Annotated in this window: 20 protein-coding genes; 10 read left to right on the plus strand and 10 right to left on the minus strand. The window is 44.3% G+C overall.

Annotated features, from left to right (window positions below; translation table 11 throughout):
• Window positions 1-39: 39 nt before the first annotated feature.
• Complete coding sequence (locus tag DW015_RS00575; RefSeq protein ID WP_117859453.1) at window positions 40-711, minus strand: hemolysin III family protein; 672 nt, start codon at window positions 709-711, stop codon at window positions 40-42.
• Window positions 712-1,091: 380 nt separating this feature from the next.
• Between DW015_RS00575 and DW015_RS00580 the strand changes: the two genes are divergently transcribed.
• The 3 genes from DW015_RS00580 (at window position 1,092) to DW015_RS00590 (ending at window position 5,697) form a co-directional block, all read left to right on the plus strand.
• Window positions 1,092-1,457 (plus strand): metalloregulator ArsR/SmtB family transcription factor, encoded by a 366-nt coding sequence (locus DW015_RS00580; protein WP_046441294.1) that lies wholly within the window; start codon window positions 1,092-1,094, stop codon window positions 1,455-1,457.
• A gap of 39 nt (window positions 1,458-1,496) precedes the next feature.
• Window positions 1,497-4,061, plus strand: coding sequence for a heavy metal translocating P-type ATPase (locus DW015_RS00585; protein WP_117903439.1), 2,565 nt, complete (start codon window positions 1,497-1,499; stop codon window positions 4,059-4,061).
• Window positions 4,062-4,260: 199 nt separating this feature from the next.
• Complete coding sequence (locus DW015_RS00590; RefSeq protein WP_117903441.1) at window positions 4,261-5,697, plus strand: LCP family protein; 1,437 nt, start codon at window positions 4,261-4,263, stop codon at window positions 5,695-5,697.
• A 173-nt stretch (window positions 5,698-5,870) separates the two neighbouring features.
• Here DW015_RS00590 and DW015_RS00595 read toward each other — a convergent pair whose 3' ends face one another.
• From DW015_RS00595 to rplU, 8 genes are all read right to left on the minus strand, one after another.
• Window positions 5,871-7,175, minus strand: coding sequence for a WG repeat-containing protein (locus tag DW015_RS00595; protein WP_181979806.1), 1,305 nt, complete (start codon window positions 7,173-7,175; stop codon window positions 5,871-5,873).
• Window positions 7,176-7,428: 253 nt separating this feature from the next.
• Complete coding sequence (locus DW015_RS00600) at window positions 7,429-7,956, minus strand: type III toxin-antitoxin system ToxN/AbiQ family toxin (protein ID WP_181979807.1); 528 nt, start codon at window positions 7,954-7,956, stop codon at window positions 7,429-7,431.
• 241 nt (window positions 7,957-8,197) lie between these two features.
• Window positions 8,198-8,941, minus strand: a complete 744-nt coding sequence (locus DW015_RS00605; protein WP_038672277.1) for a YebC/PmpR family DNA-binding transcriptional regulator — start codon at window positions 8,939-8,941, stop codon at window positions 8,198-8,200.
• 23 nt (window positions 8,942-8,964) lie between these two features.
• Window positions 8,965-9,354: a ribonuclease III domain-containing protein gene (locus tag DW015_RS00610; RefSeq protein ID WP_046441827.1), complete on the minus strand. Its 390-nt coding sequence runs from the start codon at window positions 9,352-9,354 to the stop codon at window positions 8,965-8,967.
• Window positions 9,355-9,383: 29 nt separating this feature from the next.
• Window positions 9,384-10,661 carry a GTPase ObgE gene (gene obgE, locus DW015_RS00615; protein ID WP_117903444.1) on the minus strand — a complete coding sequence of 426 codons (1,278 nt, stop codon included), beginning with the start codon at window positions 10,659-10,661 and terminating at the stop codon, window positions 9,384-9,386.
• A gap of 97 nt (window positions 10,662-10,758) precedes the next feature.
• Window positions 10,759-11,040, minus strand: a complete 282-nt coding sequence (rpmA, locus tag DW015_RS00620) for a 50S ribosomal protein L27 (protein ID WP_022288733.1) — start codon at window positions 11,038-11,040, stop codon at window positions 10,759-10,761.
• A 35-nt stretch (window positions 11,041-11,075) separates the two neighbouring features.
• Window positions 11,076-11,396: a ribosomal-processing cysteine protease Prp gene (locus DW015_RS00625; protein WP_117903446.1), complete on the minus strand. Its 321-nt coding sequence runs from the start codon at window positions 11,394-11,396 to the stop codon at window positions 11,076-11,078.
• Window positions 11,396-11,707, minus strand: a complete 312-nt coding sequence (gene rplU, locus DW015_RS00630; RefSeq protein WP_022288731.1) for a 50S ribosomal protein L21 — start codon at window positions 11,705-11,707, stop codon at window positions 11,396-11,398. The genes DW015_RS00625 and rplU overlap by 1 nt, the downstream gene beginning before the upstream one ends.
• 291 nt (window positions 11,708-11,998) lie before the next feature.
• On the opposite strand from rplU, the gene purB reads away from it, so the two are divergent.
• From purB to DW015_RS00665, 7 genes are all read left to right on the plus strand, one after another.
• Window positions 11,999-13,435: an adenylosuccinate lyase gene (gene purB / locus DW015_RS00635; RefSeq protein ID WP_046441833.1), complete on the plus strand. Its 1,437-nt coding sequence runs from the start codon at window positions 11,999-12,001 to the stop codon at window positions 13,433-13,435.
• Window positions 13,436-13,539: 104 nt separating this feature from the next.
• Entirely contained in the window at window positions 13,540-13,770 is a 231-nt protein-coding gene (locus DW015_RS00640; RefSeq protein WP_022288729.1) for a hypothetical protein, read from the plus strand.
• 1 nt (window position 13,771) lies between these two features.
• Window positions 13,772-14,161, plus strand: a complete 390-nt coding sequence (locus tag DW015_RS00645; RefSeq protein ID WP_242993186.1) for a DUF2085 domain-containing protein — start codon at window positions 13,772-13,774, stop codon at window positions 14,159-14,161.
• 5 nt (window positions 14,162-14,166) lie between these two features.
• On the plus strand, window positions 14,167-14,784 hold the full coding sequence (locus DW015_RS00650; RefSeq protein WP_147338123.1) for a hypothetical protein: 618 nt from the start codon (window positions 14,167-14,169) through the stop codon (window positions 14,782-14,784).
• 35 nt (window positions 14,785-14,819) lie between these two features.
• Window positions 14,820-15,923, plus strand: a complete 1,104-nt coding sequence (locus DW015_RS00655) for a hypothetical protein (RefSeq protein WP_117903450.1) — start codon at window positions 14,820-14,822, stop codon at window positions 15,921-15,923.
• Window positions 15,924-16,039: 116 nt separating this feature from the next.
• Window positions 16,040-17,305 carry a PLP-dependent transferase gene (locus DW015_RS00660; protein WP_038672257.1) on the plus strand — a complete coding sequence of 422 codons (1,266 nt, stop codon included), beginning with the start codon at window positions 16,040-16,042 and terminating at the stop codon, window positions 17,303-17,305.
• A gap of 24 nt (window positions 17,306-17,329) precedes the next feature.
• Window positions 17,330-17,938 carry a Fic family protein gene (locus DW015_RS00665; RefSeq protein WP_117903452.1) on the plus strand — a complete coding sequence of 203 codons (609 nt, stop codon included), beginning with the start codon at window positions 17,330-17,332 and terminating at the stop codon, window positions 17,936-17,938.
• 49 nt (window positions 17,939-17,987) lie between these two features.
• Here DW015_RS00665 and DW015_RS00670 read toward each other — a convergent pair whose 3' ends face one another.
• Window positions 17,988-19,058, minus strand: a complete 1,071-nt coding sequence (locus tag DW015_RS00670) for a HAMP domain-containing sensor histidine kinase (RefSeq protein WP_117903454.1) — start codon at window positions 19,056-19,058, stop codon at window positions 17,988-17,990.
• Between the last annotated feature and the right edge of the window lies 1 nt (window position 19,059).

Below are 19,059 nucleotides of genomic sequence, written 5' to 3' on the forward strand. Positions count from 1 at the left end.
TCCCGAGAGCATTCAAAACGCCCTCGGGATTTTTTTATCTTATTCGTGAGTTATCATCATAAGCACCGCAAAGTAGTGGAAAACACTTCCCGCAATGGTGAACAAATGCCATATTGAGTGAAAATATTTCTTGCTCTTTTTAACATAGAAAATAACGCCCACAGTGTAGAAAAGTCCGCCTATAAGAATAAACCACAAGGACAGAGGATAAACCTTTTCTATCATAGGCTTGACAGCGATTATAACTACCCAGCCCATTGCGATATAGCATACAACAGAGGGCTTGCGGAACTTTTCAAGGTCAATGGAGTTCAGCACAATGCCAAGGATAGCTGCACCCCAAACGATTCCGAAAAGAACCCAGCCAAACGCACCTCGTAAAGGCACAAGGGTGATAGGGGTGTAGGTGCCTGCAATGAGGAAGAAAATGGTGTTGTGATCCATTATTCTGAAAAACTTTTTGGCTTTTGGATTGGTGATAGCGTGATAAAGGGTTGACATTGTGTAAAGTATGATAAGAGAAGCTCCGAAAATAGCGGAGCTTACAACGCCCCAAGCGTTGGAGTAAATGGCAGCGAGAACGATAAGGACGGCAGTGCCGGCAATGGATAGCAGGCCGCCTGCACCGTGTGAAACGGAGTTGAAGATCTCCTCGCCGAGGGTGTATCTTTTGGTTAGATCCTGAGATTGGATCTCAACAGATTTTGACATAGTATCATTTCCTTTCCGATAGGACCGAGAATTTGCATATAAGTTTTATTACTATAGTATAGTAACATTTTTTTAGACACTTGTCAAGTTTAAATACAGGTGTAAAAAGTGAGGAGTGAGGAGTGAGGAATGAGGAATGGCACAGCAAACTCGCCCGAATAATCCGTAGGGGCGAACATCGTTCACCCGCATGGTATGCAACCGGTACCATGTAAACAAAATACCCCCTATAACTTAAATCAAAAAAAATTTTCAAACCCCCCTTGACAAAACATGAATATATGATATAATAAACATATGAACAGTTATTCATATGATGAATCGAAATGACCCATATCGAATATACTAAAACAATAATAAGAAAAGGAGCGCGAAAATAAATGAGCGAGAATACAGTAAAGCATGAGCATAAACAGTGCGGAGGAAAGAATATAGAGAAAATGGAGGAAATAGGGAAAACAATGCCCGTTGAGGAGGAGATATATGACGTGGCAGAGCTTTTCAAAGTCCTTGGCGACCAAACAAGAGTGAAAATACTCTTTACTCTTATAAAGGACGAAATGTGCGTGTGCGATATAGCCGAGCTGTTGGAAATGTCACAGTCCGCTATCTCGCATCAGCTCAGAGTGCTTAAACAAGCCAGACTTGTGAAGTATAGACGTGAGGGAAAAACAGTCTATTATTCAGTTTCCGATGAACACGTCGCTATAATACTCAATATGGGTATCGAGCATATCAGCGAGTAAAGAAAGTGATCTGTTTTTTGTAGTATAGGAGAATGTGAAATGAGTAAAATGACTTTGCTTCTTAAGGAACTCGATTGTCCGCATTGTGCGGAAAAGATCGAGAAACGTGTGGGCGAGCTTTCAGGCGTTAAAAGCTCTAACCTTGACTTTATCAATAAAAAGCTCACAGTTGATTTTGACGGCGATAAAAATGCACTCTTTACCGAGATAGAAAATGTCGTCCATAAGCTTGAACCTGACGTCTCTGTTACCGACCTCTCGGATAAGGGCGTGAATACTATGTCGCTGGAACTTGCCGCCTTGGATTGCCCTCATTGTGCAGAAAAGATCGAAAAGCGTGTGGGCGAGCTTGAGGGCGTTAAAAGCTCAAACCTCGACTTTATCAATAAGAAACTTACCGTAAAGTTCGAGGGCGATAAAAACGCCCTCTTTACCGAGATAGAAAACGTCGTCCATAAGCTTGAACCTGACGTTAGCGTGAAAGAGCTTGGCGATTGTGCTGAGAAAACTCTCTATCTGAAGCTGGAGGATCTCGATTGCCCTAACTGCGGTGAAAAGATAGCAAACCGTGTGGGCGAGCTTGCAGGCGTAATTTCATCAAACGTCGATTTTATCAGCAAAAAGCTTACTGTCAAAACAGACGGCTCTAATCCTGACCTGCGTATCATGATAGAAGATACTGTTCATCAGCTTGAGCCTGACGTTACTGTTAAGGATTATGGTGCTCAGACAGCAGAGGAAGAGCCTGTGAATGACCATAAGGGCGAGATAGTCAAGCTTTCTGTGGCTATCGTGTTCTTTATCGCATCAATGCTTTTGGATAAGCTTGGAAGCGGCACTGTATGTGAGTATCTCAGTGCAGGCCTTGCAATAGTTGCTTACCTTATCGCAGGTCTTGACGTTGTTATCGCCGCCGTAAGAAACCTTGTTAAAGGCGAGGCTTTTGATGAATCTCTGCTCATGACTATCGCAACAGTTGGCGCATTCGCACTTAAAGATTTCCGTGAGGGTGCAGCCGTTATGCTGTTCTTCCAGGTGGGTGAGCTTTTCCAGACTATCGCAGTAGAGAAGTCAAGAAAATCTATCACAAAGCTTATGGAGCTTAAGCCTGAGTCTGTAACAGTTGTAAGAAACGGCAAAACATACGAGCTTCCTCCTGAGGATATCCTCAAGGACGAGATGATCGCCGTAAAAACAGGCGAGAGAATACCTCTTGACGGTATCGTAACAGAAGGAGAATCAGAGCTTGATACATCAGCGCTCACAGGCGAGTTTCTTCCGGTCGAGGTCAAAGCAGGTGACAGCGTCCTCAGCGGCTCAACAAACCTGAGAGGACTTCTCAAGGTTCGGGTCACAAATACCTTCCACGAGTCTGCAGTGTCGAAAATTCTCGATATGGTGCAAAACTCCAGCGAAAGAAAAGCCAAGACCGAAAAGTTCATCACACGTTTTGCAAGAGTTTATACCCCTGCGGTAGTTATTGCTGCACTTGCACTCGTGTTTATACCAAGCTTCATTCTGGGCTTTGACCAGTTCTCAAAATGGCTCTATAGAGGACTTTTGTTCCTTGTAATATCCTGCCCATGCGCACTTGTTATCTCAGTGCCTCTCTCGTTCTTCGCAGGAATTGGCGGAGCGTCTAAAAAGGGAATACTTATAAAAGGCGCAAAAAATCTCGAAACAATGGCTAAGTGCAAAACTCTCGCAGTTGATAAAACAGGTACTCTCACAAAGGGCAGGTTCACTGTCCTCAGCGTAAACCCACAGGGTGTTTCACAGGATATCCTCCTTGAAGCCGCCGCATATGCAGAAAGTATGTCAACTCACCCTATCGGTATCTCCATAGTGCAGAGATACGGCAAGGAAATAGACGGTGCAAGACTTTCTGATATTGAAGAGATAGCAGGAAACGGTGTAAGAGCAAAGCTTGACGGCAAGGAGATACTTTGCGGAAAGAAAGCACTTCTTGAAACAAACGGTATCGCCGCACAAAGCTCAGAAGACTCCGCAACGGCAGTTTATGTTGCCCTTGACGGCAAGTTCATAGGCGAGATACTCTTAGGCGACGAGATAAAAGAAACCTCCGCCACGGCCGTTTCAAGACTTAGAGAGCTTGGGGTCGAAACTGTCCTCCTTACAGGCGATAAGAAAGATACCGCCGAAAAGGTGGCAAAGAAAGTGGGCATAAAAACATTCTTCAGTGAGCTTCTCCCTGAAAACAAGGTTGAAAAGGTCGAACAGCTTATAAAAGACCCCGACCGCAGACTTGTTGCATTCGCAGGGGACGGAATAAATGACGCACCTGTTATCGCAAGAGCCGATATTGGTATCGCAATGGGCGGCTTAGGCTCAGATATCGCCATTGAAGCCGCAGACGTTGTGCTTATGAACGACGACCCGTCAAGCATAGCAGACGCAGTAAAGATATCCCGAAAGACTATGACAATAGTAAGAGAGAATATAATTTTTGCCCTTGGAGTAAAAGCTCTCGTGCTTATATTCGGTGCATTGGGACTTGCAGGAATGTGGCTTGCGGTTTTCGCAGACGTTGGCGTAGCCGTAATAGCTATTCTCAACGCCCTAAGAAGCAGCAAAATAAAATAAAACTATGTTTAGACCTGCAAATGCGCATAAATACGGCATTTGCTTGTAGGGGCGAACAGTGTTCGCCCGCTTATCCACAACAACGTAAAAATAACAAGGCGGACGCTGGAAAAAGCTCCGCCTTTTTTTCTGTCATTGACAATAAGCCTGATATGTACTATAATATTGGTATTGTAAAAATGAACGGAGGTGCAGTCAGGTGGCTAATAAAGACAGACAACAAAACTACAGAAATGATAGTAAGCCTCAGGACTACTATGAACAGGAATATCAGCGACAACTTGACGAGTTCAATCGCATAAGCGGTGCGGACGGACAGCGTGTTCAGCAAATAGACGAGGGCGTGAACGACTTTGACGATTACTATGACGCTGGCTACCCTGATGATAATACACAGGGAACAGCTCAGCCATACGGGCAGGGAAGCCGTTCATCATCAGATTACGCAGGCTCATACAGAGAAAGCGCTCCAAGACGGCAGACACAGAGCAGACAAACGTCACGTCCACAGAACGGACAGAGCAAGCAGAGAGGTTCAGGCAAGTCAGCAAAAAGCAACAAGACCTCAGCCCAAAGACGAAATAATGACCTGCAATTTGGCAAAAACAATAAAAGCCGTAACGGTCAGACGAACAAAAAAGGTAAAAACAAAGTGGAAAATAAAAAAAGACACCCTATAAAAACCTTTTTCAAGGTGCTTATCATCATACTTTTGGTGGTTTTCATATTGGCGAACGTCCTTATATGGCGATACATAGGCATGGTGAACAAGGTGCAAAGAGGTCAGAGAACGAACACAGATGCTTCCATGAACAGCTCTGATGTACGAAATATCCTGCTTATAGGCTCTGATACAAGAAACGCTGACGAGCGTGGCAGAACAGACTCTATGATACTTCTCTCCATTAACAGCACCACAAAAGAGATAACAATGACCTCTTTCATGCGTGATATGTATGTGAATATCAAGGGCATTGACGCTGACGGAAATGATATAGACACATGGTCAAAGCTCAATGCGGCGTATGTTTACGGCGGTGCAGAGCTTCTTATGGATACCATAGAGTATAATTTTGATATTGCCGTTGACGATTATGTTTATATCGACTTTCTGTCATTCGTTGATATCGTTGACGCAGTTGGCGGTATCGAGCTTGACATTTCTGATGAAGAAGCCGAGGGCATGAAGCCTCCAATGGCAGAGCAAAACAAGCTTCTTGGCAATAAAAAGGGTACAGACTATCTTGATAAGGGCGGAAAGAAGCTCCATGTAAACGGCAATCAGGCGCTTGCCTATGCAAGACTTAGATATGTCGGCAACGCAGATTTCCAGCGAACAGAACGCCAGAGAACAGTTATCACAAAGATAATCGAAAAGGCGAAAGGCTCAGATCCGCTGACTATAGACAAGTTCGCAAAAGCGTCAATGTCACATCTTACAACCAATATGTCCCAGACGCAGCTTTTTGCTCTTACCTATAAGGCGATATTCTCCATGAATTACGAGATAAAGTCTATGAGAATACCTGATGATGATTCCTATTCATATGGCACATCATCTGACGGTCAATCAATTCTCGAGGTAGATTTTGAAGCCTGTAAAGCACTTCTCAGAAAAGAGATTTATAACCGGTAAAAAAGAAAAGCTCTGCTTCGGCAGGGCTTTTTTGTATAGGAAAACAAGCGGTCACAGGGCAGTGACGAACAGTGTTCGCACGCTTTGTTTATTCATTCCTATTCCATATCCGCACATATTCATGCACCAAAAAAACGGCGTACCCAATGTTGGATACGCCGTTTGAATTTGTGCTATTGTTCAGGTGTCGGCTCAGGCTCAGGAGCAGGCGGATCAGTTTCCGTAACAGGCTCCGTTACTGTTTCTGTAGCAGTTTCCGTGTTTGTTGACACCTCAGTGGTTTCACTTGGCTGTGTCAAAGAAGGAGTAGTTTCAGTTGCTTTTTTCGTTTCTGTTGAAGCCGAAGTCGTTGTGGTGGTCGTTGAAGTTGTGGTCGTGGTGATGTAGCTTGTGGTGGTCGTAGTTGTGGTGGTCTCTTCCTCTGATGAGTCCTCCTCCACAGGTGCGTCACCGAATGCTATAACGCCCCATTTTCCGGACTTCATTACCCATGCCTTGCCGTTGTGAACAGGTCTTGCCTGATCGAACTCGCCTGGCTTTACGATACAGTTGCCGTCTATGTCATAATAACCATATGATGAATTTATGGATACCGGCAGATAATCGTCAGTGAAAAGATAAGGATGAACAGCCATCTCGTCATCTATCACCTTTCCGCAATAGGCACTCATGTCACCGTCGCACTTGAAGTCGATTATAGTTTTGCCGTCAGAACCAACATATCCCCACTTGCCTTCGTCGTTCTCAAAGGCAATGCAGGTAAGTCCTGCGCCTTTGTATGCAGGGGCATAGAAATCAGTGTACTGCATATCAAGTATAAGCTTGTCCTTTTTAGCAAGCCCGTAAAGCGGTTCGCTCACAGGAGAAATGTCATAAAAACCATTGTCAGACTTTTTCACGTCAGCTTCACATACCACAACAGCCTTTTTGCCGGTGTATTCTTCGCCCTGTTCTTCGTCAGCGTCCTTTACATAGATCTTTTCCTCACTGCTGTTCCAGTAATACCTCGGCGAACTGTCATGATGTTCCGCCGCATAGTATACTACCTGATTTGAGCTGTCGATACTGCAATACTCATACTCATCATTCTTTTCATTTATAATATTGAAAAGCGTGACCTCTCCGCACCAGCAGGTGTAGTAATCGTCATATTCCGCAGGCACTACCATGTTTCCGCTGTAGTCTATAATGCCATACTTGCCGCTCTGTCTGATAACAGAATAGTTGGCATAAGCTGTGTTCTTTTCGTTGTTAGGGTCGACCTGACTTCCGTCAAAAGAAATGATATTATCGGCGTTTATAGTCGGCTCTATGAGCCAGCGATAAGCTTGTTTCTGTTCTGAATTTGAGTCAGCCGTATAGGAATAACCGCCGGGGGCAACGTCGTCATCAGCACCCTTTTCCCAAGGCATGGCACAGCCTGTGAGCATAGCACCTGCAACAACGGCTGTCAGAGCAGAACAAAAAATCTTGTTCATAAGTTTCCTCCTATCATTTTCTGCTTCTTCCTTATCACCCATTATCTGTATTTTTTATCTTTTCAGGGCAATATCTACACATACGATTATTATATACTATAACCCCTTTTATGTCAATAGCACAACTTACAAACAGCACCGCAAAGCTGCAAGGATTTTCAGCGATTTTAACACGAAAATCCCCGAAAAATCGTCGTTTAAAGCTTAAAAGGGACTGTCGCCCTGCAAGCGTCAGTCCCCCATATCTGCATGATTATTTTATGAGCTTCTCCGTCCATTTATGCGCACCATTTTCCAATGTTTTGAAATCAAAACAACGCTTTGATATTACGTGTTCAGGCTTGTCATATTTGAGAGCATACAATGAGCGTGCATTGTTTTCAAGAGGAAGTTCTTTGATATATTTCATTTCTCTTTTCAGAAGGTCAATGTATTTGCTTTTGGCAGTATCATTTTTGAAATCAACATACTCCTCGATTTTTCCGTATTCAAGGTCTGTCATTTCAGACACAGGCACAGGGAACATATAATTAAGATTTACAACAGCTATAAGCACGTCATTATGTATTATTTTCTGAAAATCTATATTTGCCTTTATTTTATTGTGTCTTGGCTTTGCAGAAGATACCTGCGTCACATATGCAAGGTCACCCACACGCATAAGCTCTCCAAAGAACGGCTTCAGCTTATCATTTCCGTAGTCTGTTCTTGGTATCCTCGACTCATAATTTTCTCTCAGATAGTCAAGGTAATCCTTGTTTATTATTTTCCACTTCTGCACGTTCATACATCTCCATACAAAAAATAAAGGGTCAAAACAAATTGACCCTTTAAATACCTATTAAAGCGATTTTAGACGGATTCGCAACCCCTATTAAAACAGTATTTTTAAAGGCTCTGTGACCTCTATTAAAGCGATTTTAGACGGATTCGCAACCCCTATTAAAAGAATAGATCTCTCTGATTCTATTATACCACATTATATGTAAATGTCAATAGTAAAGTGTCAGAAATCTTCCTGATTATTCTTCCTCTTCAACCGGCATATTCTCCCAGTTGTGGTAAACGTTCTGAACGTCGTCATCGTCCTCAAGATGCTCAAGAAGCAGACCCATCTTCTTGATAGCGTCCTCGTCTTCGATAGTTGTGTAGTTTGAAGGAACTTTCTCAGCCTCGGCAGAAAGTACCTTGTAACCCATTCCCTCAAGAGCTTCTCTTACAGAAGAAACCTGATTAGGGTCGCATGATATCTCGATAACATCGTCATCAACGTTGAAATCGTCAGCGCCTGCCTCAAAGCAGTCCTCCATTATCTTGTCCTCGTCAGCGCCGTTGTTCTCCATAACAACAGTACCAACATCAGAGAACATGAAAGATACACAGCCTGATGTACCCATGTTTCCGCCGAACTTGTCGAAGAAGTGACGGATATCGCCTGCTGTTCTGTTCTTGTTGTCTGTAAGGCACTCAACGATAACAGCAACACCGCTTGGACCGTAACCCTCGTAAACCATTGACTCGTAGCTGTTCTTGTCGCCGTCACCTGCTGCCTTTTTGATAATTCTATCGATATTGTCGTTAGGCACGTTGTTTGACTTAGCCTTTGCGATAAGATCTCTCAGCTTTGCGTTGCCTGCAGGATCAGCACCGCCCTGCTTAACTACAACAGCGATCTCTCTGCCTATCTTTGTAAATATCTTAGCTCTTGCAGCGTCTGTTGCACCCTTTTTTCTTTTAATGTTTTCCCATTTTGAATGACCTGACATTTGATTCACTCCTTGATGTAATATTATTCATTGATGCTGCCCACAGACCATGCTGCCTCGAACAGTTCACCTATACGTTCCTCACGCCCCGTGAGATATAAAAAACCGAAAAGACATTCCAAACCTGTCGCCATGCGGTATTCACCCACAGTGGAATGTTTCGGAGCATTTATGCCCTTTGCATTTCTGCCCCTTTTGAAAATATCCATTTCCTGTTCGTTAAGCAGCCCCTCGTCAAGCCACTTGCGAACAGCCTTTGCCTGATATTCCGCACACACCCTCTCAACAGTGAGCTTGTGCAGCTTGTCCGCAGGCATATTAGCTTCAAGGATAAGCTTTTCCCTTACCCTTATCTCGTAAACGCCGTCCCCGATAAAAGCCAGTGCCAGAGGGGAGTATTGCATAGCGTCCATATCAGAAAGATTTCCCGTGACGCTCCCTCCTATCTGAGATATTCAAACTCAAAGTCGAATATAGAAACAGTGTCGCCCTCTTCGATACCCATTTCTTCCAGCTTGTCTATTATGCCGCTGGTCCTGAGTACGTTCTGGAAATACTGGAGGGAAGAGTAGTCGTCCATATTAGCCGTCCTGAGTATGTCAAGAAGCCAATCTGCTTCCACGAAATAAACGCCGTCCTCCACAGTAACACGGAAGTCTTTCTTTGAGATGAGCTTATCGTCAAGCTCCTCCTGCGTGAGCGGCTGAGCCTCAAACTGCTTAACAGGCGGCAGAACAGAAAGTCGCTCCCATACGCCATACATAAGCTCTTTTGTACCCTTTGTGGTAGCGGCAGAGATCTCATAGAAGAGAAGTCCCTGATCCTCAACATAGTTTCTCAGTCTTTCCACCTGCTCAGGGGTAGCCATATCGCTCTTGTTTGCGGCAACTATCTGCGGAGCTTCCGCAAGCTCCATTGAGAAGTTTTCAAGCTCGTGATTTATCGCCTTGAAATCCTCGATAGGATCTCTGCCCTCGCTGCCTGAAACGTCGATAACGTGAACGATAAGTCTGCACCTCTCAACGTGTCTGAGAAATTCGTGGCCAAGACCGACGCCCTCGCTCGCACCCTCGATAAGACCTGGGATATCTGCCATAACAAAAGATTTTCCCTCTTCTATCTTAACAACGCCAAGCACAGGCGTCAGGGTAGTGAAGTGATAGTTGGCTATCTTTGGCTTTGCCGCTGATACAACAGAGATAAGCGTGGATTTACCCACGTTCGGGAAGCCCACAAGTCCCACGTCTGCAATAAGCTTGAGTTCAAGCATGACCTCATATTCGTCACCACGGAAACCCGGCTTTGCAAACTTCGGTATCTGCCTTGTGGAAGTGGCAAAATGAGCGTTTCCACGTCCGCCCTTGCCTCCGTGAGCGATAACAGCAGGCTCATCGGTAGAAAGGTCGGCAAGTATCCTGCCGCTCTTTATCTCTCTAACAACAGTGCCTCTAGGAACTTTCACCACAAGGTCGGGAGCATTCCTGCCTGAGCAGTTTTTGCCGCCGCCGTTCTGCCCCTTTTCGGCAACATATTTTCTCTTATATCTGAAATCTATAAGGTTTGAGATATTGTCGTCAACAACGAAAACAATATCTCCGCCCTTACCGCCGTCACCGCCGTCCGGACCGCCTGCCGCAACGTATTTCTCACGGTGGAATGAAACTGCACCGTCGCCGCCGTCACCGGCTTTTATATAGATCTTCGCCTGATCGACAAACATGATCAAACCTCCTTATAAATGATATTATGCGTAAATTTAGTTGTCATTAACCAACAAAAGACCCCAAGCCTAAGGCTCAGGGTCATATGTTACAAAATTAAGCCTTGGGATAAACCGAAACCTTCTTGCGGTCTCTACCGAGTCTTTCAAATCTTACAACACCGTCGCTTGTTGCGAACAGAGTATCGTCAGAACCCTTCTTAACGTTCTCGCCTGGGTGAATGTGAGTGCCTCTCTGACGAACGAGGATGTTACCAGCCAGTACGAACTGACCGTCAGCTCTCTTTACGCCAAGTCTCTTTGACTCAGAATCACGTCCGTTCTTTGTAGAACCCATTCCCTTTTTATGAGCGAAAAACTGCATTGAAATCTTAATCATCTAAATTACACCTCCATAAAATGTAATCCGTCCGATCAGTTATCTCTGACCGTGACTTTGATCCTGCCTGAAAATTCCTCAGCTAGGAAATATAAATGAGTGAGAAGCCCTAAAAGTAGCTTGTCCCCCTCCTCTGAGCTGTCATTTTCAAGCCTTAATATTATTTCGTTTTCTTCCACTGCGACATCGGCCTTTATCTTAAAAGCCTCAGTGACAGTGTTAGCCGTCAACATTACAGCAGACGATACGCTTGCACAGCATACGTCCTCGCCATAATCTGCGTAACCTGCGTGACCCGTTATACGAAATCTCACAAGTCTGTCATGCTCATTTCTGAAAAAATCAGCACAGATCATTATGCGTTGATAGCTTCGATCATAACCTTAGTGTAAGGCTGTCTGTGACCGATCTTGGTCTTTTCGCCCTTCTTTGGCTTGTAAGTGAATACAGTCACCTTCTTGGACTTGCCGTTCTTGATGACCTTAGCTGTTACGGAAGCGCCGTCAACATATGGAGCGCCAACCTTGATACCGTCGTCAGCGCCAACTACCATTACCTTATCGAAAGTAACAGCGTCCTCAGCGTTTACGTCCAGCTTTTCTACGAAAACCTCATCACCAGGCTTAACCTGATACTGCTTTCCGCCTGTTTCAATTACTGCGTACATTACGAATGCACCTACCTTTAAATAAACTCGCTATGCACGGTGGTCTGCAAATACAAACACTTATGACCGTGAATATGCGGCTTTAATATCATAACATATCCGCCCTAAAAAGTCAAGCACAGCTCTGTTTCTACTTAAAAATTTACAGAAATTTAACTTTTAAAAGCTTCTTCCCTATCCAATGCCGTCCCGCTGTAAACATTTCTCCTTAAACCTATTGTAAACCCGCAAAAAATATGCTATAATAAGTGTGTATACATTATATAATATTACGAAAGAGGTCGAAGAACAATGACAAATTCTTATGAAAGCCCGTTTTGTACCAGATATGCAAGTAAGGAAATGCAGTTTATTTTCTCTGCTGACAAGAAGTTTACTACTTGGAGAAAGCTGTGGGTAGCCCTTGCCCGTGCTGAAATGAAGCTCGGTCTTAATGTTACTCAGGAGCAGGTAGACGAGCTTGAAGCTAACATTGATAATATAGATTATGCCGCTGCCGCTGAGCGTGAAAAGCTTGTTCGTCATGACGTTATGTCACACGTTTATGCTTATGGCCTTGTTTGTCCAAAGGCAGCAGGTATCATTCACCTTGGCGCAACTTCATGCTATGTAGGCGATAACACAGACGTTATCATCATGAGAGATGCACTTAAGGTCGTAAAGAGAAAGCTTGTCAAGGTTATCGACCAGCTTGCAAAGTTTGCCGATAAGTATAAGGCTATGCCTTGCCTTGCTTATACTCACCTCCAGCCTGCACAGCTCACAACAGTGGGCAAAAGAGCTACTCTTTGGTGCAACGAGCTTCTTATGGATCTTGAAGATCTGGATTTCAGACTTGCTAACCTCAAGCTCCTCGGCTCAAAGGGAACTACAGGCACTCAGGCTTCATTTATGGAGCTTTTCCACGGTGATACTGATAAGGTAAAAGAGCTTGAAAAAATGATAGCCGAGGAAATGGGCTTTGACGCTGTCGTTCCGGTTTCAGGTCAGACCTATTCAAGAAAAATGGACTATCAGGTATGCTCAGTTCTTGCCGGTATCGCTCAGTCTGCTATGAAGTTCTCAAATGACATAAGAATTTTGCAGTCATTCAAGGAGATCGAAGAGCCGTTCGAGAAAAATCAGATAGGCTCTTCCGCTATGGCATATAAGAGAAATCCAATGAGAGATGAGAGAATAACATCACTTGCAAGATACGTTATCTGCGACGTTCTCAACCCTGCATTCACAGCAGGTACACAGTGGTTTGAGAGAACTCTCGACGACTCTGCAAACAAGAGAATTTCCGTTGCCGAAGCTTTCCTGGGTGTTGACGCTATACTTAATATCATGCTCAATGTTACAGATCCTGACAACGGCTTGGTAGTATATGACAAGATCATCAGAAGAAGAGTTATGGCAGAGCTTCCTTTCATGGCTACAGAGAACATTATGATGGACGCTGTAGAAAAGGGCGGAAACAGACAGGAACTTCACGAAAGAATAAGAGAATATTCAATGGTAGCAGGCGCAAGAGTTAAGAAAGAGGGACTTGACAATAACCTTTGCGAGCTTATCCTCAACGACCCTATGTTCATGATAACAAAGGAAGAAATGGATAAGATAATGAAGCCTGAAAACTTTATCGGCAGATGCCCACAGCAGGTGGACGAGTTTATCGAAAATTGCGTAAAGCCTGTTGTCGAAGCAAACGGTGTGTCTGACGATGTTGCAGAAATAAACGTATAATATCAAAGGATAAAAATTTTCAGCGGGCTGATAGGTCTTTTCAGATCGTCAAGCCCCTGAATTTTATCTGATAAACACCACACAAAAGAAAGGCGGAAAACACCATGGCAGATTTTTGTACAGGCAAACGCTGTCCAAAATGTGGCGGCAGGAACTGTCAGCTTATAAGCGAAACAGACTACAGAAGCGGCAAATACGGCTTTGGAAAAGGCTGCTGCGGCTATATACTGTTCGGACTGCCAGGGCTTATCTGCGGACTTTGCGGCATGGAAAGCAAGTCAAAAACACGCTCCTATTGGGTCTGTCCTGATTGCGATTATAAGTTCAGAGCATAGCATGAGAATGAGAAAAGACCCATATGCACTGTGGCTTTATCTTATGAAGCTTGGTGCGTCGGCAGGCTGTCACCAACGCCCCGACAGAAGCTTCTTTTTTCACGGCTGGCAGTTTCCGGTGTGCGCAAGATGTACAGGCGTGCTTGCAGGACAGCTTGTAGGCTTTCCGATAGCCATAAAGAAAAACATATCCACCCTCACAGCCGTACTCTGCTGTGAAACTACCATGCTGGATTGGTCATTGCAGTATTCAGGGGTGAAAAAGTCCACCAATAAACGTCGGCTGGTAACAGGTCTGCTTGGTGGCTTTGGGCTTGCGGTGATTTATGTTAATATCATCAGATTTGTGATAAAAAAAGATAAAAAGGGGAGAAAACGTGAGAAACGGTGATAAAAATGGAACTTGAACAATATAAAAGCAGTGCCTTTGAAATATTCGACAGACTTCTCAGAGCCATGAGAAGCCCCGAGGGCTATGTCCACCCGCAATCCCTTTTGTGCTGTATAGGCTCTCTTGCAGGCTATTCCTGTCAGCAGGACGTGAGAAAGCTTTTCATGACAGATGGTGTTAAAGAAGAGGACGTTTTCACGGTGTTCACTGATAAGTCAGGCAGAAAGTATTTCTACGGCGATATCATTGACGAAAAGCTTGTGGGCAATAACTACTCAGTGTGGTCTTTTACCGCAGGAGTGCTTAAAAAATATAACGAGCCTTTTACGGACGTTGGGGAAATGCTCCGCTACACTGCGGCAAATGCAGGGGGCGCAAGCTTTGGCAAAATAAGAAATTGCACCACAGGTGAAACTGTCCAAAGCTATATAAAGCTTCTTTGGCAACCGCTTCTGCCTATAGCGCAGAAGTCAGCAGGCAGGGGAGAGCTTCACATAGTTTTCGGACTTTGCATACAAAAAGCCATGATGACCTGCAAAAGCGCAGTTTCGCTTTCAGAATGTGCAAGGATAGTAATGGAGAGTGCTCTTACGGGGGCAAGGGTGGACTTCAAGGACTTGTAAGGTAAACAAAATAAAAAAATAGGGAGAAACTTAATATGAAAAATAGCAGAAAAACAGCCGTATTGCTGGCGGCATTGCTGTCAGTGTCACTTTGCGCCTGCGGACCTGTTGAGGAAGCCGCAGACAGCGTTTCAGAAACGAAAGATACTACTACTGCGGAAGCGGTGTCAGATACGCCCGACAGTGTGGAGGAAAGTTCGCAGACGGATGACAGTTCGCAGGTGGAAATAATTCGTGACCCTGAGCTTGTTTGTGACCTTAGCAAAATACCATATACAGCCAAATGCACCGTGGAGGGCAATTTTGGTGCAGGAGCAAAGCTTTCTGATTATTATGGTATAAACGCAATGATAAATTCTGACGAGCCGCTCCTTAGTATACCTGTCAAGTATACTGACGCTGATTTCGGGGGTGGGGTCATTCGTTTTGAGTTTAGCGACAAAATAAGCGACGAGCAGAAAGCCAGTGCAGTTATAATGCAGTTTGACGAGGATAGCACGTTCACGAAACTTGAAAGTTTCGTTGACGAAAATGGCATTTCTGCGAATATCACCACGGGTGGCGTTTACATGGTCATAGACAGCTATGTTTATGATATGTTTAACGGAGGGTCGGTGGATACAGACCGTTATGATATTGAAAACGGTTTGACCATAGAACTTTCGGATTTTTCTGCCGCTTTAGAGTTGCCTGAGATAGGTGGATTTTCTGCCGCAAAGTTGGAAAAGCATGAGCTAACTACAGATGATTTTGACGGCACGAGAGATGTGAAGATTGTCTATGCAAATCTTATTGACGGCAAAGTGGACGAAAAATATGACGGGTTAAATCTGTCATTGTCTTATTATCAGCGGCTTGACAAGACCACGGTCGATGATATGCTTGATATGTATGCAAAGTCGGCTGATATCAGATCTGATGATAATGTTTGGCTTGATTATCGGGGACTTGACCTTGGCAATGGCAAGCGTGGCTGTGTTATTGCGGCTCTGGGTGAGGATCAAAGTGTGAGCGTTCAGGGTATATACGAGTTTTCTGACAGCGAATATATACAATATAATGTGGTGATACCACTAAAGTATGTTTCAATGGGAGAAGATATTTTCGATTCAGCTATGAGTTTTCGCTATGCAGAATAAACGCATTTATAATGTTTGGGCGGTCTGAGGGGACTGCTGTTTTAAACGCTTTTTGAAAAGCTTTTTATATTGGTAAAAATTTAGCGGTATCACCGCATTGAAAGGATTTGATTTGATTGAAGATCGAAACACAATGTTTACACGAGGGTTATACGCCTAAAAACGGAGAGCCGAGAGTAGTGCCTATCGTACAAAGCACAACTTATGTCTATGACTCCTCAAGAGAGATAGCCGAGGTCTTTGACGACCCTACCAAGAGCCTTATCTACTCACGCTTTGAAAACCCTACCACAGACGCAGTTGAGAAGAAGATAGCCGCTCTCGAGGGCGGTGCAGCCGCAATGTGTACATCAAGCGGACAGGCTGCCACACTTTGCTCTATCCTGAACATCTGTCAGGCAGGAGACAGCTTTATAGCTTCCACTTCTATCTATGGCGGCACCATAAACCTTTTCAGCATAACAATGAAAAGACTTGGCATAGAGTGTATCTATGTTGACCCAGACGCTACAGATGATGAGATACAGGCGGCATTCAAGGATAATACAAAGCTTGTTTTCGGTGAAACTATCGCAAACCCTGCGCTGACAGTTTTCGATATCGAGCGTTTTGCAAATATCGCCCATAAGAATGGCGTTCCTCTTATCGTTGATAATACTTTCGCTACTCCATACCTTTGCAGACCTATCGAGTGGGGCGCAGATATCGTTATCCATTCTACATCAAAGTATATGGACGGTCACGCTGTTCAGGTCGGCGGCGTTATCGTTGACAGCGGCAAGTTCGATTGGACGGGCGGAAAGTTCCCTTGCATGACCGAGCCTGACGAAAGCTATCACGGCACTATCTACACTGAAAAATATTCGTTCGCACCTTATATCGTAAAAGCAAGAATGCAGCTCATGAGAGATTTCGGCTGCTATCCTGCTGCAAATTCCTCGTTCCTGCTCAATCTGGGACTTGAAACTCTCCCTGTAAGAATGAAGCAGTATTGCGAGAATGCGCTCACAGTGGCAAAATTCCTCGAAAGCAATGACAAGGTAGAGTCCGTTGCATATCCTGGACTTGAAAGCGATAAGTACCATAAGCTTGCCGAAAAGTATCTCCCTCTTGGCACAGCAGGCGTTATCTCGTTCGTTATCAAGGGCGGAAGAGATACAGCGGCAAAGTTCATGGACAGCCTTAAGCTTGCTTCCAACGAAGTTCACGTTGCCGATATCCGTACTTGTATCCTCCACCCGGCATCCGCAACACACAGACAGCTTTCAGACGAACAGCTCGTTGCCGCAGGCATAAACGGCGGAATGATAAGACTTTCCGTAGGTCTTGAAAATGTGGAGGATATCATAGACGATCTGAAGCAGGGCTTTGCAGCTATCTAAAATCCACCGAAAGGAGAACAGCTTATGGCTTTGGAAAACAAACTTGGTATAACCGACTCTGCGACCCTTGCCAGAACAGAAGAAAAGCTAAGCAAGGAAAAGGCTGTTAAGCTGTTTGAACATGGCATTTTGGATAAGCAGAAAGCAGGCAGTTTTCAGGCTCTCGCAGAGATACACAAATATCTTTTTGAGGATATCTATGATTTTGCAGGGAAAATAAGAACTGTGAATATTGCCAAAGGCGGGTTTCGATTTGCCCCTGTTATGTATCTTGAAAGCTCCCTTGAAAATATCGAAAAAATGCCACAAAGCGACTTTGACGCTATAGTTGAAAAGTATGTTGAAATGAATATCGCCCACCCGTTCAGAGAGGGCAATGGCAGGTCAATGCGCATATGGTTGGATATGATGTTCAGAAAAGAGCTTTCTATGGCGGTAGATTGGAGCAGGATAGACAAGGAGGATTATCTCCTTGCCATGGAACGAAGCCCCATTCGTGATATCGAAATAAAGCACCTGCTTAAAAACTCCCTCACAGCGGATATAAATGACCGAGAGCTGTTTATGAAGGGCATAGACCAAAGCTATTATTACGAGGGCTATAACAGCTACAGCATTGATGACCTGAGATAAAAAATCAAGGACGGATATTTCCTGCGAAATACCCGCCCTTTTTATATGCCTATCCATTCTCAGGGAGCGTAACAATAAAATTTGTACCCTTTCCGTATTGTGATTCTACACGGATATTGCCGTTGCACAGCTCCACGATACGCTTAACAAGGGGCAAACCAAGTCCGTTTCCCTCTGAAGCGTGCGCCCTGTCCCCTTGATAAAAACGCTCGAAAATGTGTGATATGGTCTGCTGATCCATTCCGATGCCACGGTCAGTTATCTCAGCCGTTATCACATCACCCTCTTTAAAAAGCTTTATTCTGATAGAGCTTCCCTCTGGGGAGAATTTTATGGCGTTGCCTATTATGTTCACCCACACCTGCGAGAGCATTTCCGCATTGGTGGTGTATTGTATCTCCTGCATATCAATGTCAAAGCTTATGTCCTTAGCCGTCCATTGCTTTTCCAGAAGAAGTATGCAGTTTCTTATCTGCTCGTCAAGGGAAAAGCTTGTCTTGTCAGTGATGATCTGCTGATTTTCAAGCTTTGAAAGCATAAGAATGTTCGATGAAAGATTGGTCAAACGCTTTGATTCGCTGATGATAATGTCAATGTATTCCTGCTTTTTCTCTTCTGACAGATTTTCTTTTTTTAGCTGTTTCGCAAAGCCCTGGATAGAAACGATAGGCGTTTTGAACTCGTGGGAGAAGCTGTTGATAAAATTCTCCCTGAACATCTCGATGCCCCCAAGCTCCTGCGCCATTTTGTTGTAGCTTTCTATAAGCTCGTCTATCTCGCCGTTAAAGCCTGTTACCTCTAACCTTTGAGAGAAATCTCCCTTTTCTACCCTGTGCATTGCCTTTTTTACCTCACGCACAGGCCCTACTATCTTGCTTGCTACAGCGGCAGAAATGCAAGTGCCGATTATTACAGATACCACAAGTCCCACGATCAGAAAAACAAAAGGCATTTGTAAAGGGGATAGAAAATGCAGGCATCTTTTTATGCCTATCATTATAAATCCTGTAAGAAGCCCTGCCCATATCATTATCATAAATACCGCCGAAACTATGCTGGCATTCATGGTGTAATTTCGCCTGCGCTCTGAGCGAAGAGCAGAGATAAGATGTTTTTTCATG

Source organism: Ruminococcus sp. AF37-20 (assembly GCF_003460465.1).
Classification (GTDB): Bacteria; Bacillota; Clostridia; order Oscillospirales; family Ruminococcaceae; genus Hominimerdicola; species Hominimerdicola aceti.

Excerpts from the sequence above, each read along its gene's own strand:
- DW015_RS00575 (WP_117859453.1), bottom strand. The coding sequence starts at position 711 with ATGTCAAAATCTGTTGAGATCCAATCTCAGGATCTAACCAAAAGATAC.
- DW015_RS00580 (WP_046441294.1), top strand. The coding sequence starts at position 1,092 with ATGAGCGAGAATACAGTAAAGCATGAGCATAAACAGTGCGGAGGAAAG.
- DW015_RS00585 (WP_117903439.1), top strand. The coding sequence starts at position 1,497 with ATGAGTAAAATGACTTTGCTTCTTAAGGAACTCGATTGTCCGCATTGT.
- DW015_RS00595 (WP_181979806.1), bottom strand. The coding sequence starts at position 7,175 with ATGAACAAGATTTTTTGTTCTGCTCTGACAGCCGTTGTTGCAGGTGCT.
- DW015_RS00605 (WP_038672277.1), bottom strand. The coding sequence starts at position 8,941 with ATGTCAGGTCATTCAAAATGGGAAAACATTAAAAGAAAAAAGGGTGCA.
- DW015_RS00610 (WP_046441827.1), bottom strand. The coding sequence starts at position 9,354 with ATGGACGCTATGCAATACTCCCCTCTGGCACTGGCTTTTATCGGGGAC.
- obgE (WP_117903444.1), bottom strand. The coding sequence starts at position 10,661 with ATGTTTGTCGATCAGGCGAAGATCTATATAAAAGCCGGTGACGGCGGC.
- rpmA (WP_022288733.1), bottom strand. The coding sequence starts at position 11,040 with ATGATTAAGATTTCAATGCAGTTTTTCGCTCATAAAAAGGGAATGGGT.
- DW015_RS00625 (WP_117903446.1), bottom strand. The coding sequence starts at position 11,396 with ATGATCTGTGCTGATTTTTTCAGAAATGAGCATGACAGACTTGTGAGA.
- rplU (WP_022288731.1), bottom strand. The coding sequence starts at position 11,707 with ATGTACGCAGTAATTGAAACAGGCGGAAAGCAGTATCAGGTTAAGCCT.
- purB (WP_046441833.1), top strand. The coding sequence starts at position 11,999 with ATGACAAATTCTTATGAAAGCCCGTTTTGTACCAGATATGCAAGTAAG.
- DW015_RS00640 (WP_022288729.1), top strand. The coding sequence starts at position 13,540 with ATGGCAGATTTTTGTACAGGCAAACGCTGTCCAAAATGTGGCGGCAGG.
- DW015_RS00645 (WP_242993186.1), top strand. The coding sequence starts at position 13,772 with ATGAGAATGAGAAAAGACCCATATGCACTGTGGCTTTATCTTATGAAG.
- DW015_RS00650 (WP_147338123.1), top strand. The coding sequence starts at position 14,167 with ATGGAACTTGAACAATATAAAAGCAGTGCCTTTGAAATATTCGACAGA.
- DW015_RS00655 (WP_117903450.1), top strand. The coding sequence starts at position 14,820 with ATGAAAAATAGCAGAAAAACAGCCGTATTGCTGGCGGCATTGCTGTCA.
- DW015_RS00665 (WP_117903452.1), top strand. The coding sequence starts at position 17,330 with ATGGCTTTGGAAAACAAACTTGGTATAACCGACTCTGCGACCCTTGCC.
- DW015_RS00670 (WP_117903454.1), bottom strand. The coding sequence starts at position 19,058 with ATGAAAAAACATCTTATCTCTGCTCTTCGCTCAGAGCGCAGGCGAAAT.